General features: G+C 72.0%; 13 protein-coding genes. 2 read left to right on the top strand and 11 right to left on the bottom strand.

Going from position 1 to position 16145, the window contains the following annotated elements; genetic code table 11:
• Positions 1–14: 14 nt before the first annotated feature.
• The 10 genes from secA to CWC38_RS07370 form a co-directional block, all read right to left on the bottom strand.
• Complete coding sequence (gene secA / locus CWC38_RS07415) at positions 15–2792, bottom strand: preprotein translocase subunit SecA (RefSeq protein WP_121846156.1); 2778 nt, start codon at positions 2790–2792, stop codon at positions 15–17.
• A 169-nt stretch (positions 2793–2961) separates the two neighbouring features.
• Positions 2962–3663: a ribosome hibernation-promoting factor, HPF/YfiA family gene (gene hpf, locus CWC38_RS07410; protein ID WP_121846155.1), complete on the bottom strand. Its 702-nt coding sequence runs from the start codon at positions 3661–3663 to the stop codon at positions 2962–2964.
• Positions 3664–3745: 82 nt separating this feature from the next.
• Positions 3746–4576 (bottom strand): ComF family protein, encoded by an 831-nt coding sequence (locus CWC38_RS07405; protein WP_121846154.1) that lies wholly within the window; start codon positions 4574–4576, stop codon positions 3746–3748.
• A gap of 73 nt (positions 4577–4649) precedes the next feature.
• Positions 4650–6434, bottom strand: coding sequence for an LpqB family beta-propeller domain-containing protein (locus tag CWC38_RS07400; RefSeq protein ID WP_240625142.1), 1785 nt, complete (start codon positions 6432–6434; stop codon positions 4650–4652).
• Positions 6431–8395: an MtrAB system histidine kinase MtrB gene (gene mtrB, locus CWC38_RS07395; protein WP_240625140.1), complete on the bottom strand. Its 1965-nt coding sequence runs from the start codon at positions 8393–8395 to the stop codon at positions 6431–6433. The genes CWC38_RS07400 and mtrB overlap by 4 nt, the downstream gene beginning before the upstream one ends.
• Positions 8392–9078 carry an MtrAB system response regulator MtrA gene (gene mtrA / locus CWC38_RS07390; RefSeq protein WP_121846153.1) on the bottom strand — a complete coding sequence of 229 codons (687 nt, stop codon included), beginning with the start codon at positions 9076–9078 and terminating at the stop codon, positions 8392–8394. Before mtrA ends, mtrB begins: the two co-directional genes overlap by 4 nt.
• 89 nt (positions 9079–9167) lie before the next feature.
• Complete coding sequence (locus CWC38_RS07385) at positions 9168–10190, bottom strand: hypothetical protein (protein ID WP_121846152.1); 1023 nt, start codon at positions 10188–10190, stop codon at positions 9168–9170.
• A complete protein-coding gene (locus tag CWC38_RS07380) occupies positions 10187–10567 on the bottom strand; it encodes a chorismate mutase (RefSeq protein ID WP_121846151.1) in 381 nt (126 codons plus the stop codon). The genes CWC38_RS07385 and CWC38_RS07380 overlap by 4 nt, the downstream gene beginning before the upstream one ends.
• Before the next feature lie 42 nt (positions 10568–10609).
• Complete coding sequence (gene mnmA / locus CWC38_RS07375; protein ID WP_121846150.1) at positions 10610–11764, bottom strand: tRNA 2-thiouridine(34) synthase MnmA; 1155 nt, start codon at positions 11762–11764, stop codon at positions 10610–10612.
• An 84-nt stretch (positions 11765–11848) separates the two neighbouring features.
• Positions 11849–13078, bottom strand: a complete 1230-nt coding sequence (locus CWC38_RS07370) for a cysteine desulfurase family protein (protein WP_121846149.1) — start codon at positions 13076–13078, stop codon at positions 11849–11851.
• A 53-nt stretch (positions 13079–13131) separates the two neighbouring features.
• On the opposite strand from CWC38_RS07370, the gene CWC38_RS07365 reads away from it, so the two are divergent.
• Positions 13132–13596 carry a tRNA (cytidine(34)-2'-O)-methyltransferase gene (locus CWC38_RS07365; RefSeq protein WP_121846148.1) on the top strand — a complete coding sequence of 155 codons (465 nt, stop codon included), beginning with the start codon at positions 13132–13134 and terminating at the stop codon, positions 13594–13596.
• A gap of 97 nt (positions 13597–13693) precedes the next feature.
• Here CWC38_RS07365 and CWC38_RS07360 read toward each other — a convergent pair whose 3' ends face one another.
• A complete protein-coding gene (locus CWC38_RS07360; RefSeq protein ID WP_121846147.1) occupies positions 13694–15340 on the bottom strand; it encodes a S1C family serine protease in 1647 nt (548 codons plus the stop codon).
• Positions 15341–15592: 252 nt separating this feature from the next.
• On the opposite strand from CWC38_RS07360, the gene CWC38_RS07355 reads away from it, so the two are divergent.
• Positions 15593–16145: TPM domain-containing protein (locus CWC38_RS07355; RefSeq protein ID WP_133306236.1), on the top strand; the 553-nt coding region annotated here is incomplete at its 3' end.

The following is a 16145-nucleotide window of genomic DNA, read 5'->3' as shown; positions in this document are numbered from 1 at the left end:
CACGGCAGTTCGCGTCAGCCGCGCTTGCGGCGGGCCCTGGAACCGCTCCTGCGGGACGTGCCACGACGCTGCGCCCGGTTTCCGCCGGCACCCTCGACGTCGGCTGTTCCGGGATCACCGGTGGCCTCCGCCCCGCCGTCCGCCGAAGCCAGCGCCGACCCCGTCGCGGGGTCCGACGACGCCGCGTCCGTTTCGGCCGCGGCCTCCGGCTCGCCGTCCTCGTTCGGCGCCGTGTACCGCAGGAACGCGGGCCGCTGGGGCGTGGTGAGCTCCACCGCGCCGCCCCCCTCGCCCGTGCGCTGCGTGCGAACCTCCAGGTTGAACAGCGTGACCACGGTCTGCTCCCGGATGGCGGCCATCATGTCCTGGAACATGGCGTGGCCCTCTCGCTGGTACTCCACCAACGGGTCCCGCTGGGCCATGGCCCGCAGCCCGATGCCCTCCTTGAGGTAGTCCATCTCGTAGAGGTGCTCGGGCCAGCGCTGACCGATCACCGAGAGCAGCACACGGCGCTCGAGGTTGCGCATGGCCTCCGGGCCGAGCTGCTCCTCACGCTCCTGGTAGGTGACCTTCGCGTCCGAGAGGATCTGCTCCTGCAGGAAGTCCGAGCTCAGCCGCGGCCTGCCGCCGGCCTCCGCCACGACCTCGTCCGGGGTCAGGGACACCGGGTAGATGGCCCGCAGGGCGTCCCACAGCGCGTCCAGGTCCCAGTCCTCGGGGTGACCCGTGCGGGTGCGGTCCAGGATGGTGGAGGTGATGACCTCCTCGGTGAACTGCTGGATCTGCTCCTCGATGTCGTCGCCCATGAGAATCCGCTTGCGGTCCCTGTAGATGACCTCGCGCTGCCGGTTCAGGACGTCGTCGTACTTGAGCACGTTCTTGCGCTGCTCGGCGTTGCGGCCCTCCACCTGGTTCTGGGCGTTCGCGATGCCGGAGGTGATGAGCCGGCCCGTCACGGGGACGTCGTCCGGGGCGATCGCCATGAGCCGCTGGGCGGCACCCGGGTTGAACAGACGCATGAGGTCGTCGGAGAGCGACAGGTAGAACCGGGACTCCCCGGGATCCCCCTGGCGCCCGGAGCGCCCGCGGAGCTGGTTGTCGATGCGCCGGGACTCGTGGCGCTCCGTGCCGAGCACGTACAGCCCTCCGGCCTCCAGCACCTCGTCGTGCTCGGTGCGGGTGGCCTCCTCGCACGCCTCGAGCACCTCGGGCCAGCGGGCCTCGTACTCCTCCGCGTCCCGCTCCGGGTCCAGGCCCAGCTCGGCCATCTTCTCCACGGCGTTGAACTCGGCGTTGCCACCGAGCATGATGTCCGTGCCGCGACCGGCCATGTTGGTGGCCACGGTGACGGCACCCTTGCGCCCGGCCTGCGCGACGATCGCCGCCTCGCGGGCGTGGTTCTTGGCGTTGAGCACCTCGTGGCGCACACCGCGCTTGGCCAGCAGCTTGGAGAGGTACTCGGACTTCTCCACGGACGCGGTGCCCACCAGGACCGGCTGGCCCTTCGCGTGGCGCTCCTCGATGTCCCGCACCACCGCGGCGTACTTGGTGGCCTCGTTCTTGTAGACCACGTCCCGCTTGTCCTCGCGGGCGATGCCGCGGTGCGGCGGAATGGCCACCACACCGATCTCGTACGTGTTCATGAACTCCGCGGCCTCGGTCTGCGCCGTGCCCGTCATGCCGGAGAGCTTGTCGTAGAGGCGGAAGTAGTTCTGCAGGGTGATCGTGGCCATCGTCTGGTTCTCGGGCTTGATCTCCACGCCCTCCTTGGCCTCGATGGCCTGGTGGACGCCCTCGTTGTAGCGGCGCCCGGCGAGCACGCGGCCGGTGTGCTCGTCCACGATCTTCACCTCGCCGTCCGCGACGATGTAGTCCTTGTTGCCCCGGAACAGCTCCTTGGCCTTGATCGCGTTGTTGAGGAACCCGATGAGGGGCGTGTTGTGGGACTCGTAGAGGTTGTCGATGCCGAGCCAGTCCTCGACCTTCTCGATGCCGGGTTCGAGCACACCCACGGTGCGCTTCTTCTCGTCCACCTCGTAGTCGGTCTCGGGCTGCAGCTTCTTGACCACCGTGGCGAACTCGCGGTACCACCGGTTGGCCTCGCCGGACGCCGGCCCGGAGATGATGAGCGGTGTGCGCGCCTCGTCGATGAGGATGGAGTCCACTTCGTCCACGATGGCGAAGTTGTGCCCGCGCTGCACGAGCTCGTCCTTGGTCCACGCCATGTTGTCGCGCAGGTAGTCGAAGCCGAACTCGTTGTTGGTGCCGTAGGTGATGTCAGCGGCGTACTGCTCGCGCCGCTGCGCCGGGTCCTGACCGCCCAGGATCACACCGGTCTCCAGCCCCAGGAAGCGGTACACGCGGCCCATGAGGTTGGCCTGGTACTCGGCGAGGTAGTCGTTCACGGTGACGACGTGCACGCCCTTGCCCGCCAGGGCGTTGAGGTAGGCGGGGGCGGTGGCCACGAGGGTCTTGCCCTCACCGGTCTTCATCTCCGCGATGTGGCCCAGGTGCAGGGCCGCACCGCCCATGATCTGCACGTCGAAGTGGCGCTGCCCGAGGGTCCGCGAGGCGGCTTCCCGCACGGCGGCGAAGGCCTCCGGCAGCAGCCGGTCCAGGGACTCGCCGTCCGCGATGCGCTCCCGGAACGCGTCCGTCTCCGCCCGCAGCTCGGCGTCGGAGAGTGCCGAGAAGCTGTCCTCGAGGCTGTTGACGGCGTCCGCGTACGTCCTCAGCCGCTTCAGGACGCGCTTGTCCCCCGTGCGAAGAACGGTTTCCAGGAATGACGCCACGTGTGTTCGCTCCTCCAGATCAATGGCGGGCACCGGACAGGAGAGGGGGTGCACCGCCGAACAGTGTACGTGAGTGAGTCTGGGCGCTCCCCGCGCAGGACCGCGGGCCCCGCACCGTGCTCACGGGGCCCGCGGCCACTCGGCGGACGGGGATGCCGCCCGGCAACGGTCAGGAGGTGGCCTGCTGCGAACCGGGCTGGTACGCCCGCGTGCGCTCCTCCTCGGAGCGGCCGTCGTTGCTGAGGCTGATCACTCCGTACTCCCAGCCCTTGCGGCGGTACACGGCGGACGGCTCCTGCGTCTCCTTGTCCACGAACAGGAAGAAGTCGTGCCCCACGAGCTCCATCTGGTCCACGGCCTCGTCCACGGTGATCTGGTGGGCGGGGAAGCGCTTGCGGCGGATCTCCACGGGTGTGGGGGTGTCGCTCAGCGGGTAGTCGGGGCTGAAGGCCTCGTCCTCGGCCGCGGAGAGCTCCTGCTCGCTCGCGAAGCCCACGAAGGAGCCGGAGGGCACCACGGGCAGCGAGCCCGTGGCCTCGTGCACGGCGATGGGCTTCTGGTGGCCGCCGCGGTGGACCTTGCGCCGGTCCCGGGCGCGGCGCAGCTGCTCCACGAGCTTGGCGTAGGCCTCGTCGAACGCGGCGAACTTGTCGTCGTTGCGGGCCTCGGCCCGCAGCACCGGCCCTCGGCCCACCACGGTGATCTCCACGCGCATGCCCTGGTGGCCGGAGGTGCCGTTGTCCTTGGTGACCTTGACCTCGATGGATTGGACCTTGTCGCCGAGCTGCTGGAAGCGCTCGCTCTTCTCCTCGACGTATTCCTTGAATCGGTCCGGCAGGGTGACGTTGCGGCCTTGGATGTTCAGTTCCATGAGACCCTCCACATCTTGAGGATGGCGCGGGAGGTGGTGCTCTCCCGCACGGGACACCTTCCATGCTTCCCGTGGTCCAACGCTAGAGGAAACTGTGGGGGAATTCACGGACAACGGGATCTGACATCTGTGCGTTCTCCGGTGGTGAACGCCGGGCCCGCACCCCGGCGAGGGTGACCACCGCGGGCACCACCGCGCCGGCGCCCCGCAGGCACCGCACGGCCTCGGCGGCGGTGGCCCCCGTGGTGAGGACGTCGTCCACGACCACGCAGGTCAGTCCGGAGACGTCCCGTGCGCGCATCGTGCCGCGGATCGCACGGACCCGGTCCGCGCGCCGTCGGGACTTCTGGGAGCCGGGGTGCCCCGTGCGACGCACCGGGGGTCGGTGGCGCAGCGCGTGCCGCACGGCGGAGCCGGAGGGAAGTGCTGCGGCGTCGAGCAGGACGGCCACGGGATCGAACCAGCGACGCCGCCTGGCGCGCGCACTCGTGGGGACGGGCACCCAGTGCAGCGGGCCCGACGACGCCGTGCCCCGGGCGGTGGCCGCGAGGGCCCCCGAGAGCGCTGCCGCGAGGACCGGCACGAGATCTGTCCGGCCGCCGTTCTTGTAGGCGAGCAGTGCCGCGGCGAGTTCGTGCTCGTAGTCGCCGGCCACGAGCACCCTCACCCCCGCGTCCTCGAGCGGCCCGGGCGGGACCACGGCGGCGGGGCGGGCCGTGGACCGGCGCAGCAGCCGACGGCAGGCGCTGCACAGGGTGGCCCCCGGGGCACCGCACACCGCGCACGAGACGGGGAGGATGAGCTCCAGGGCCCGCGCCCACCAGGCCGTGCACCGCGCCGCTGCGCGGTCCCAGCCGGGAGTCCCCCTCCCCCGGAGCATTCGCACGACCGGTGACCTGCGTGTCTGAGCCATGCGCCCAGTCCACCCCGGCCGGGCCGGGACCGTGCGGCCGGGGAACCGCATGGGGAGCCCCGGTCGCACGGTGTCATCCGGCGAAGGAGGTGTCCGTGACGTCCTCGCTCTGCAGCGCCCACGAGCTGCCCGTGAGCATGTAGAGCCGTCCGTCCGAGGCGCCGTACACGGCGGCAGGCCCGTTGCCCCCGGCGATCGAGGTCACGCCCGTGAGGGAGGGGAGGTCATCGAAGTGCCCGGCCACCGTGTAGCGCCGGGGCTGGGCGTTGCTGTCCCGGTCCAGGGCCGTGGTCACGAACTCGTCCGAGCCGATCCACTGGGCCGTGTTGACGTCCACGTCCGCCGCCACGGCGTTGCCCTTCTCGAGCTCCACGGGCTTGCCCGATCCGTCACGCACCACACCGGCGATCCAGATGGTGGCCCGGGGGGAGTTCTCGGCGGTGGTGACCAGCAGGGCGCGCCCACCCTCGCGGGAGATCCGCAGGGAGGCCACGTGCTTGTCCCGCAGCCAGTCCGCCGAGACGGTGGTTCCCTCCCCCGTGGACGAGGCCTCCACGGTGCGCACCGTACCGGAGTGGTCCGATCCCCACACCCACCCCTGCGGGTCGAAGCTCGGCCGGGTCAGCCTGCTCCCGGACCAGCGCCGCTGCGGCTGCTTGCCGGGTGCCACGGTGTAGAGCGAGGAGTCCGCGGAGTCCACGAACCCGAAGCTCGTGGCCTCGGCGCCCATGCCGGGTTTCGTGACGGTGGCGCCCTCGGGAAGGGTGATGTCCGGGATCTGCTCGGTCTGCCCACCCTGGTAGAAGGCCAGCCGGTTGTCGGACACCCCGATCTGCCGGTTGGGCACGGTCATCGAGCGCACGGGGTCCGATCCGCTGCGGGCGGTGGGCTCCACGGGTGCGTCGTTCACGGTGAGGTTGATGTCCTCCACGGAGGGCACGGAGCGCAGGGTGGCGCGCAGCTGCTGCTCCATCCGGCGCGCCTGGTCCACGTCCGCGGGGTCGTAGCCGGAGACGCTCAGGTCCACCGCGGCCGTGCCGCCCGACACGGGCACCGAGGACCGGGACAACGAGGCGCTCTGCGGGATGGCACTCGCCACGGCGTCCCCCAGGTACGGCGCGGGGCCGCTCATGAGCGCCCGCACCGCGGCGGTGGACGCGGTGGGTCGCTTGGCGAACCACCGCGGGTCCGGGACCAGGCTCTTCTCGTCCTGCGCCGAGTAGTAGTAGAGCTCCACGGGGGAGAAGATCTGCGGGAAGTCCTTCTCCGGGATCAGCACCCCGTCCGGGGCCTTGGAGATCCGCCACTGCCCGTCCACAGAGGTCAGCTCGAAGTCCAGGACCCGGGTGCTGCCCTCGGGCTGCGCGGTGAACACGCCGTTGGGCCCCAGCTCGGCACTGACCTCGGTGCTCGTGCGGAACTCGCCCTCGTCCAGGCGCGGCACCGTGGTGGGGTCCCCCGAGTGGATCAGCACCCGCGCGTCCGGCTTCCACGTGGTGGCCAGCTGCGGGGTGAGGTACTGGCGGGCCACGGAGTAGTCGTCCTGCGCTCCTACGCCCGCCGCCAGGAACCCCTCGACCACTTCCTGCGCGGAGGCACCGCGCCGCGGGGCCTGGGGGTTGTAGGGCATGTCGCTCTGCTGCGACTGCTCCGTGGGCTCGACGACCTTGTGGACCGGGCCCGAACGGGGCATCGCCCCGCACGCGGTCAGGGCGAGCCCGACGACCACCGCGAGCGCGGCACCGGTCAGGCGGCGCGAACACACACGCGCGCCCCGCACGGGCGCTCCCCCGCAGGCGACCGGCCCGGTGGTGCTCGGGAGCTCGCGCGTGCTCGGTGCGGTCCTCCGGACGCTCATGGCTTCTCCGTCCCGTCTCCGCGCACCACGGCGCTCGACCCTGTGTGCGTGCCCCCGGTTGGCCCGGTCTGCCCCCTGCTCGTCTCCCCCGGCACGACGACGCCGCCGGCCGTCACGGCCCCGGGTTCCCGCTGTGCGGTGTCCCCGCTCGAGGCCGGGGTGCGCCCGCTCTCGGAACCCGGCCTCGCGGCGTCGTCGTCGGAGGGTGCGGGGAACGCGATGAGCAGCTGGCCGGTGTCGGGCTCCACCGTGGGGCCCACTGCGGGGGCGGTGAGCTGCAGGGACCCCGTGTCCGTGACCCGGGCGGTGGACTCCGTGAACCGGTCCGCCGGGGGCAAGGGCAGCGGATTGGGCAGCTCCGGGTCCAGGGGCTGGGTGCGCAGCAGCGGCAGGGTGAGCCGGAAGCACGCGCCGTTGTCCGGCTCGGCCCAGACCTCCAGGCGCCCGCCGTGCAGCCGGGTGTCCTCCGTGGCGATCGCGAGTCCCAGCCCGGTGCCGCCCACGGTGCGCGCCCGGGCAGGGTCCCCGCGCCAGAACCGGTTGAAGACCTTGGTGACCTGCTCCTCGTCCATGCCGATGCCGTAGTCCCGCACCGCGACCGCCACGCAGTTCTCGTTGGCCGCCACGTAGATGTCCACCGGTTTGGACTCGCCGTGCTCCAGCGCGTTGGTCACCAGGTTGCGCAGGATGCGGTCGATGCGGCGCTGGTCCATCTGCACCACGCAGCGCGTGAGCGTGGAGCGCACCGTGAGCTCCGAACCGCACGTGACCACCAGGGGTGCCGCGGCCTCCACCACGTCGTAGATCACCGTGAAGATGTCCGTGGAGGCCATGTCCAGGCGCGCGGCACCGGCGTCGAACCGGGAGATCTCCAGCAGGTCCGAGAGCATGGAGTCGAAGCGGTCCACCTGGTTGTGCAGCAGCTCGGCGGAGCGGCGGTTCACGGGGTCGAAGTCCTCGCGCGCGTTGTAGAGCACCTCCGCCGCCATCTTCACGGTGGTCAGCGGGGTGCGCAGCTCGTGGGAGACGTCCGAGACGAACGTCTGCTGCATCGAGGAGAGCTGCTCGAGCTGGGTGATCTGGGTCTGGATGGAGTCCGCCATCCGGTTGAACGAGCGGGACAGCCGGGCGACCTCGTTGGTGCCGCGCACCTGCATGCGCACGTCCAGGTCCCCCTCGGACAGCCGCTGCGAGACGCGTGCGGTGTTGGAGACCGGGCGCACCACCTCACGGGTGACGTACCAGACGATCGTGCCCACGAGCAGCAGTAGCGCCACCATGGACAGCAGCAGCACCGCGTGGATGGAGTCCAGGGTGGCCTGCGGGTCGGAGAAGTCGTACACGAAGTAGAGCCCGTAGCGGGAGTTCTGGTTGAGCTGGACCACGTCCCCGATCACGATCACGGGCTGCTCGGGACCGTTCTCCGTCATGCGCGCGGAGGCGGGCTGCCAGTAGGTGCCGTCCGCGCTGGCCACGCGCTGCTGCAGCTGCTGCGGCACGGTGGCGGACGTCATCCAGGAGCTCTCGCTCTGGACACCCACGAAGGACTGGCCCGGCCCCTGGTCCAGGGGGATGAGGATCCAGCGGTGGTCCGTGGAGCCGGTGTCCTGGCTCAGGCTGCCGAGGGTGGAGTTGATGAGCGCCTGCACCTCGGTGCGGTCCGAGGCGTCCGAGGCGTCGAAGCTCGCCTGGGCGGTGTCGATGTCGGTGCGCGCCTCCTCCAGCACCTGGTTCAGCCGGTCCGTGAACAGCCGGTCCGCGATCTGGTGGGAGAGGAAGCTTCCCGTGGCGAGGAACGCCACGGACGTGAGCGTGAGCGCCACGGCGATGGCGCGGAACTGCAGGGACTGCCGCCACCGGCGGAACAGCACCCGGCGCCCCAGCCGGAGCCTGCGGAACCGTTTGGGGCGACGGCGCGTGGCCGAGGTCTTCGCCGGGAGGCGCGCCGGGGCGGGCGTCATTTGTGCGGGTGTCCGCCGGCTTTGTAGCCGATGCCGCGCACCGTCAGCACCACTTCGGGGTTCTCGGGATCGCGTTCCACCTTGGAGCGCAGCCGCTGCACGTGCACATTGACCAGGCGGTTGTCCGCCGCGTGCGGGTAGCCCCACACGTCCCGCAGCAGCTCGTCACGGCTGAACACCTGGTGCGGCGAGCGCGCGAGGGTGGCCAGCAGGTCGAACTCCAGGGGCGTCAGGGAGATCTCCTCGTCGCCCCGGGTGACGGTGTGGCCGGTGACGTCGATGACGATGTCACCGAGGGTGATCTCCTGCGTGGCACCGCGGTCCGTGGGACGCAGCCGGGCCTTGACCCGCGCTACGAGCTCGGCGGGCTTGAAGGGCTTGGGGACGTAGTCGTCCGCGCCGGCCTCGAGCCCGCGCACCACGTCCGCGGTGTCGGACTTGGCGGTCAGCATCACGATGGGCACGTCCGACTCCGCGCGGATCTGCTGGCACACCTGGATGCCGTCCATCCCGGGCAGCATGAGGTCCAGCAGGATCACGTCCGGCTCGCAGGCGCGGAACACCTCGCGGGCGCTCGCGCCGTCGTAGCAGTACACCGGCTCGAAGTCCTCCGAGGCCAGGATGATGCCGATCATCTCGGACAACGCGGCGTCGTCGTCCACCACCAGAATTCTTGCCTTCATGACCCCGCTCTCGCCCTCGTGTCCATCTCCGGGAGCGGGCCGCGGCCGACGCCCCGCGTCCTCCGCCCGATTCTACGGCCTGTCCGGGCTCACGCCTCGTTGCACACGTCCGTGAGCGCGCCGCACAGCTGCGTCACCCGCGCGAGCGCCGCGGGCAGCTCGGGCGGGGTCAGACCGGAGATCTCCGCCGACGGCGCCAGGCCCGTTCCCAGCAGTGCCGCCGGGTCCATGCCCAGCTCGCTCCACGGCCGCACGATCCGCTCCACGCCGGCCCGCACAGGGGTGCGACCGGTCACGGCCGCGGAGTCGAAGCACAGGCCCACACCCGCCTCGTGCAGGGCCGCCAGAGGCTCCCACTGCGCGGTGGGGCCGTCGGGGACGGGAAGCACGGTGGCGTCGGCCCCCACGTCCCGGGCCCACCGGGGGTCGGCGGGACCGGCATCCAGCGCCACGGCCACCGCGCCGGCGGAGCGTGCCGCGCGGACGGCTTCCGTGAGTGCTGTGCGCACCTCGTGGCGGGGCAGCGCGCGCAGGGTGCGGTAGCCGCTCGCGGTGGGGATCCGGCCGCCGAGCACACGGTCCAGCTCCGGCTCGTGCAGGACGAGCACCGTGCCCCGCCCGTCGGTGTTGCGCCGCAGCGCCGCACGGAGCCCGGGCATCCCGGCGCACCAGGACTGGGTGAGGTCCCGGCGTGCCCCCGGGTCGGACTGCAGCTTCTCCCCGTTGCGCACGTGCACCGTGGCGGCGAGCGAGACCGGGCCGAGCAGGGAGACCACCACCGGACCCGTGTCCGCGCCGGATTCGGCACCCAGGACGTCCGCGACCATGTTGAGGTCCCCGGCCAGCAGCGCACGGGCCCGGCGGGAGTCGTCCCCGGGGACGCTGCTGACCCGCCAGCCGTGGGGCTGGCGGTCCGCGTGCAGCTCCTCCAGCACCGCGCACGTCCGCGCGGCGAGCTCCGCGTGCGGACCGCGCTCCGGCAGCAGCGGCACGGCGCTGAGGTGGGGCGCCCCGAGCTCACCGCGCAGCACCCGGAAGGTCTCCGGGAGGTCGGTGCCGCGCAGCGGGCGGGTCAGGGTGGCGGTGACCGCGTGGTCGGCGAAGCCGCTCATGCGTCCGCGGCCCGCTGGTGGTCCTCGGAGATGGCCTCGTGGTGGCGGATCACCTCGCTGATGATGAACGTCAGGAACTTCTCCGCGAACTCGGGGTCGAGGTGCGCGGCCTCCGCGAGGTGGCGCAGCCGCTGGATCTGGGCCTTCTCCCGCTCGGGGTCCGAGGGCGGGAGGTCGTTCTCGGCCTTGAGCCTGCCCACGCGCTGCGTGGCCTTGAAGCGCTCGGCGAGCAGGTGGATCAGCGCGGCGTCGATGTTGTCGATGGTGCCGCGGATCTCGCCGAGCCGTTCGAGGGCGGTCTCCGTGGCGTCACGGGCCGCGGAGCTCGCGGTGGGGTCGACGGGCGCGTGGTCGGCGGGATCGGTGGCTGGCGTCATGCCCTCCACTGTAAACGGGCACGCCGGAGCGCGCGGTGCCGGTCAGCGGGCGGGTGCTGCGGTGGCCCGGTCCGCGCGGGCAGCGTCGATCGTGGCCTGGCCCAGGACACGCGTGCCCTGGTAGAGCACCATGGTCTGGCCCGGGGCCACGCCCCGCTGGGACTCCTCCAACCGGATGTGCAGCCGCGCCTCCCCGTTCTCCCGGGTGAGCCAGGCCCGCGCGGGGGCGGGATCGCCGTGTGCGCGCACCTGCACCGTCACGGGGAAGTCCTCCGAGCGGCCGTCGGCGTCTCCCAGGTCCGTGACCTCGCGGGGTGGCAGACCCGCCCACGAAGGGCGGATGCCCTCCATGAGGTCGATCGCGAGCAGCTGCTCCGGGCCCACCACCACCTCGTTGGTCTTGGGGCGGATCTCCAGCACGAATCGCGGCTTGCCGTCCGGAGCCGGACGGCCGATGTGCAGGCCCCGGCGCTGGCCCACCGTGTAGGCCTGCGCACCGCGGTGCTCCCCGAGCTCGTGGCCCTCGGTGTCCACGATCCGTCCGGGCTCCAGCTCCATGTGGTCCGCGAGCCAGCCGCGGGTGTCGCCGTCCGGGATGAAGCAGATGTCGTGGGAATCCGGCTTCGAGGCCACGGACAGCCCCCGCTCCTCGGCCTCCGCGCGGACCTGGGCCTTGGACGGGGTCTCCGCCAGCGGGAAGATCGCGTGCTCCAGCTGCTCCGCGGTGAGCACGCCCAGCACGTAGGACTGGTCCTTCGCCCAGTCCGCGGCGCGGTGCAGCTCCTTGTGGCCGTCCGCGTCCTCCACCACCTTGGCGTAGTGGCCCGTGCACACGGCGTCGAACCCCAGGGCCAGCGCCTTCTCGAGCAGCGCCGCGAACTTGATCTTCTCGTTGCAGCGCATGCACGGGTTCGGGGTGCGGCCCGCGGCGTACTCGGCCACGAAGTCGTCCACCACGTCCGCCTGGAAGCGCTCCGAGAAGTCCCACACGTAGTAGGGGATGCCGAGCTTCTCCGCGGCGCGCCAGGCGTCACGGGAGTCCTCGATGGTGCAGCAGCCGCGGGCGCCCGTGCGCAGCGTCCCCGGGGTCCGGGACAGGGCCAGGTGCACCCCGGTGACGTCGTGCCCGGCGTCCACCGCGCGGGCCGCGGCCACCGCCGAGTCCACACCGCCGCTCATCGCTGCCAGTACGCGCACAGGGTTCCTTTCGTGGAGAGTTCCGGATCGTGGTCACAACGTCCTGCCGTGAACCCCTATTCCCCGCACCCGGGGCGCCACCGGTCAGGAGGAGAACCCCGGCACGTGGCCGGAGAGCCCCGCGGCCCGGGCCCGGGCGTGGACGTCCGTGACGACGTCGAGCACCACGGCCACGTCCTCGGCCGTGCTCGAGCGGCCCAGGGAGAAGCGCTGCGCGCCGCGGGCGGTCTCCTCGTCCAACCCCATGGCCAGCAGCACGTGGGAGGCGCGCGGCACCCCCGCGCTGCACGCGGAGCCGGTGGACAGGGCCACCCCCGCGGCGTCGAACAGGAAGAGCATGGAGTCCCCTTCGCAGCCGGGGAACGTGAAGTGGGCGTTGCCCGGCAGCCGGGTGGGCTGCTCCCACTCCGCCTCGGGCGTGCCGGGCTCGGGGCCGCGCAGGACGGCACCGGGCACCCGCTCACGGATGCCCGCCACGAGCGTGTCCCGCAGGGCGGCGCGGCGCAGGAACTCGGACCGGGCGTCGCGCCGGGCCACCTCGACCGCCGCGCCGAACGCGGCCGCCCCGGCGGCGTTGACCGTTCCGGAGCGCACACCGCGCTCCTGCCCCCCACCGAAGCTCGTGGCAGACAGCTTCACCGTGCGCGGGGCGTAGAGGGCCCCCACACCCATGGGCCCGCCCAGCTTGTGGGCGGAGACCGCGAGGGTGCTGATGCCGGGCAGGTGGGCGTCCATCGGAACGGTGCAGAACGCCTGCACGGCGTCCACGTGGAGGGCGACCCCGGCCTCGTGGCACAGCGCCCCGAGCTCCCGCACCGGCTGGACGGTACCCACCTCGTTGTTGGCCCACATGACGGTGACCAGGGCGGTCTCCCCCGGGCGCTCCGCGAGCAGGCGCGCGAGGTGGTGCGGGTCCACGCGACCGTCACCAGCCACGGGGAGCCAGACGAGTTCGGCGCCCTCGTGGGACTCGAGCCACTCCGCGGCCTCCGTGACCGCGTGGTGCTCCACGGTGGACAGCGCGATGACCTTCCGGCGCGGGTCCGCCTGTCGTGCGGCTCGGTAGAGGCCGAGCACCGCCATGTTGTCCGCCTCGGTGCCTCCCGAGGTGAGGATGACCTCCACCGGTTCGGCGTTCAGCGCCGCGGCCACCGCGTCCCGGCCGGTTTCCAGGGCCATGCGGGCCGAGCGCCCGGCGGCGTGCAGGGACGCGGGGTTCCCGCCCCGCCGCGTCTGGTCCACGTAGGCCTCGACGGCCTCGGGGAGCATGTCGGTGGTCGCGGCGTGGTCCAGGTAGACGCGGGGTGTGGGCATGGCCCCATTCTACGAACGGCTCCGACGCGCGGGGCGGGCCTAGACTCGCACCCATGCTCCACTTCGTCTTCCACACCCCTGAGATCCCGGGCAACACGGGCAACGCCATCCGTCTGGCCGCGTGCACGGGTGCCCGCCTGCACCTGGTGGAGCCGCTGGGCTTCGACTTCTCGGACGCGCACCTGCGCCGCGCGGGCCTCGACTACCACGACCTCGCCGTGATGGACGTGCACCCCTCGGTCGAGGACCTGTGGGAAAAGCTCGGGGACGCCCGGGTCATCGCGTTCACGTCCCGCTCCCAAACCCGGCACACGGACGTGTCCTACCGGGACGGGGACGTGCTGCTCTTCGGGCGGGAGTCCACGGGCCTGCCGGACGAAGTGCTCGCGGACCCGCACGTGGACGAGCGCGTGCGCATCCCCATGCTCGAGGGGCGCCGCTCCCTCAACCTGGCCAACGCGGCGTCGATCGCGCTCTACGAGGCGTGGCGCCAGCTGGACTTCCCCCGGGGTCTCTGAGCGCTGCCGCTGCCTGGGACGACGCCGCTCGGGGCCCGCCCGGGGACGGCACCTCCCGCGCGGTGGCACCTCTGGCGCCACCGCGCGGGACGGCAGCTTACTTCTTGTGGTCCGCCGCGTTGCCCACGGTGACCGTGGCGGTGCGCTCGTCGCCGTCCCGCTGGTAGGTGATCTCGGCTTTCGACCCGGCACCGAGCTCCCGCACGCCCGCCGTGAGGGCGTCCGCGTCCGTGATCGGCTTGCCGTTGAACTTCGTGACCACGTCGTTCGCCTTCAGACCGGCGTCCTCGGCCGGAGAGCCCGACTCCACCGAGCGCACCTTGGCGCCCGCGGAGAACGTCTCGGAGTTCGCCCCCGAGGGGGTGTATCCGGAGACCGAGGCCCCCAGGTAGCCGTGGCTGGCCTTGCCGTCCTTGATGATCTCGTCCGCCACCCGCTTCGCGGTGTTGGCCGGAATCGAGAAGCCCACCCCGATGTTCCCGGAGGCGGAGGACTCGCCGGACGAGCCTCCCGCGGACGCAATCGCCACGTTGATCCCGATCACCTGGCCCTGCGCGTTCACGAGCGCGCCGCCGGAGTTGCCGGGGTTGATCGCGGCATCGGTCTGGAGCACGTTGAGGTAGACGCTGGACTTCGCGGACTGGGAACCGGACTGCCCGTTGTCCGGGAAGTTGAAGAAGAAGTCCTGCGGACCGCCGGGGCTGCGCTGGGTGTCCTCCGGGGTGTCCTGCGCCGCGGAGGATGCCACGGCAATGGTGCGGTTCAGCGTGGAGACGATGCCGTCCGTGACGGTTCCGCTCAGCCCCAGGGGCGCCCCGATCGCAATGGCGGCGTCCCCCACGTTGAGCTTGCCGGAGTCGCCGAACTCCGCGGGGGTGAGCCCACTCGGGTCCACCGTGATGACGGCGAGGTCCGACTCCGGGTCCGTGCCCACCACGGTGGCCTTGCGCACGGAGCCGTCCGCGGTCTGGACCTCGAGCTTGGCGTCCGAGGTGGCGCCGTCCAGGGTCACCACGTGCGTGTTGGTGAGAATGTGGCCCTGGTCGTCGAGGATCACCCCGGAACCGGTGCCGGCCTGGCTGCCTGCGGTCGCGGAGATGGTGACCACCGAGGGCGAGGCCTTCTGGGTGGCGCCGGTGATCTCGTTGACGGAGTCCGTGTCGTTGACGATCACCGGAGAGCTGTTCGTGCCTCCCGAGGCCCCGCCGTCCGCGCCCACGGCGCCCGTGCCCACGGCCACTCCCGCTCCGAGCAGTCCGGCGAGCGCCATCCCCGCGATCATGGTGCCCGCACCGAACCTCCGCTTCGGCGCTGCAGCCGTCCCGTCCTCCTGGGGGTAGGAGCCCTCGGGGTGCCCCTCGTACCCGGGTCCACCCGAGTACGGGGGCTGGGCGCCGCCGTCCCCCGCGACCCCGTAGCCGTGGCCCGCCCCGGTGAAGGAGCCCGTGCCCTCGTAGGGTGTAGCCCCGTAGCCTCCCTGGTCCGCGCCACCGCCCTGGACCCCGTAGTAGGGGTCCCGCCCGGCGGCCTGCCCCTGGTCGAACCGCGCACCTTCCCGAGCGGACCCCGCGGCGTCGTACCCCGCAGTTCCGTGTCCCGCAGGCGGCATGGGCCGGGTGTCGCGGGCCTGCCACGACGACCCGCCGACGGAGTCGGCGCCGGTGCCGTCCGCCGCAGAGCCGTGTCCCCCGGGGACGGGGTGCTGGGGATCTCCCCCGGTGCGAGGATCGCGGGAATCAGCCATGGTCTCTCCTTGTCAACCTCTGGTGCCGGCGGTGGGCGCCGACCTGGTCCGGGGCTCAAGTATGCCCCGTTCCTCTGGGGTGGGGCTGAGAGAACAGCTCTCTTGCTGGGAGTCCACTGACGGTTTTCGGGGAGCTGCAGGAGTGAGTGACCCCACAGGACGCACAGCGTATTCTGGGCTACGCACGGCATCCTGTGGAGCAGCACTGCCCGGGACGTCATTCGCCGGGCCGACATCGAGGGAACGAGGACCATGAGTTCACGCACCGTGTGGCGCCGCACCGCCACGGCCGCAGCCCTGTCAGGGGCCTGCTTCCTGGCACTGCCCGTGGCGACGGCGCAGCCCCCCTCGGCGGTGGACTCGGGCTCGCGGGTCGTGGACCAGGCGAACGTCCTGGGCGACACCTCCGGACTGACCCGCAGCATCGGCGAGCTCGGGAAGAAGCACCACATCACGCTGACGGTGGTCTTCGTGGACCGCTTCACGGAGCCCACCGACCCGGGCAAGTGGACGCAGCAGTACGCCCGGGCCAACGGTCTCGGGACGAACGACGCCCTGCTCACCGTGGCCACCGAGACCGGCAAGGCACGTTTCGTGGCCAGCCCCAAGGGACCGCTCTCGACCGCGGAGCAGCAGCGCATCTACGACGAGCACATCGACTCCCCCCTGCGCAGCCACGACTGGAACGGTGTGGTCCAGGGCGCCGTGGACGGCATCGACCACGAGCTCGGCGGCGGACTCGTCGGCGCGGGCGGCGCGGTCACCGGTCTGGTGGTCGCGGGCGGCGCCGCCCGCGCCGACGAGT

Source organism: Kocuria tytonicola, assembly GCF_003687455.1.
In the GTDB taxonomy this organism is placed as follows: domain Bacteria; phylum Actinomycetota; class Actinomycetes; order Actinomycetales; family Micrococcaceae; genus Kocuria; species Kocuria tytonicola.
The sequence above is the reverse complement of the archived record's forward strand: the minus strand, read 5'-3'. Positions and strand labels throughout refer to the sequence as shown.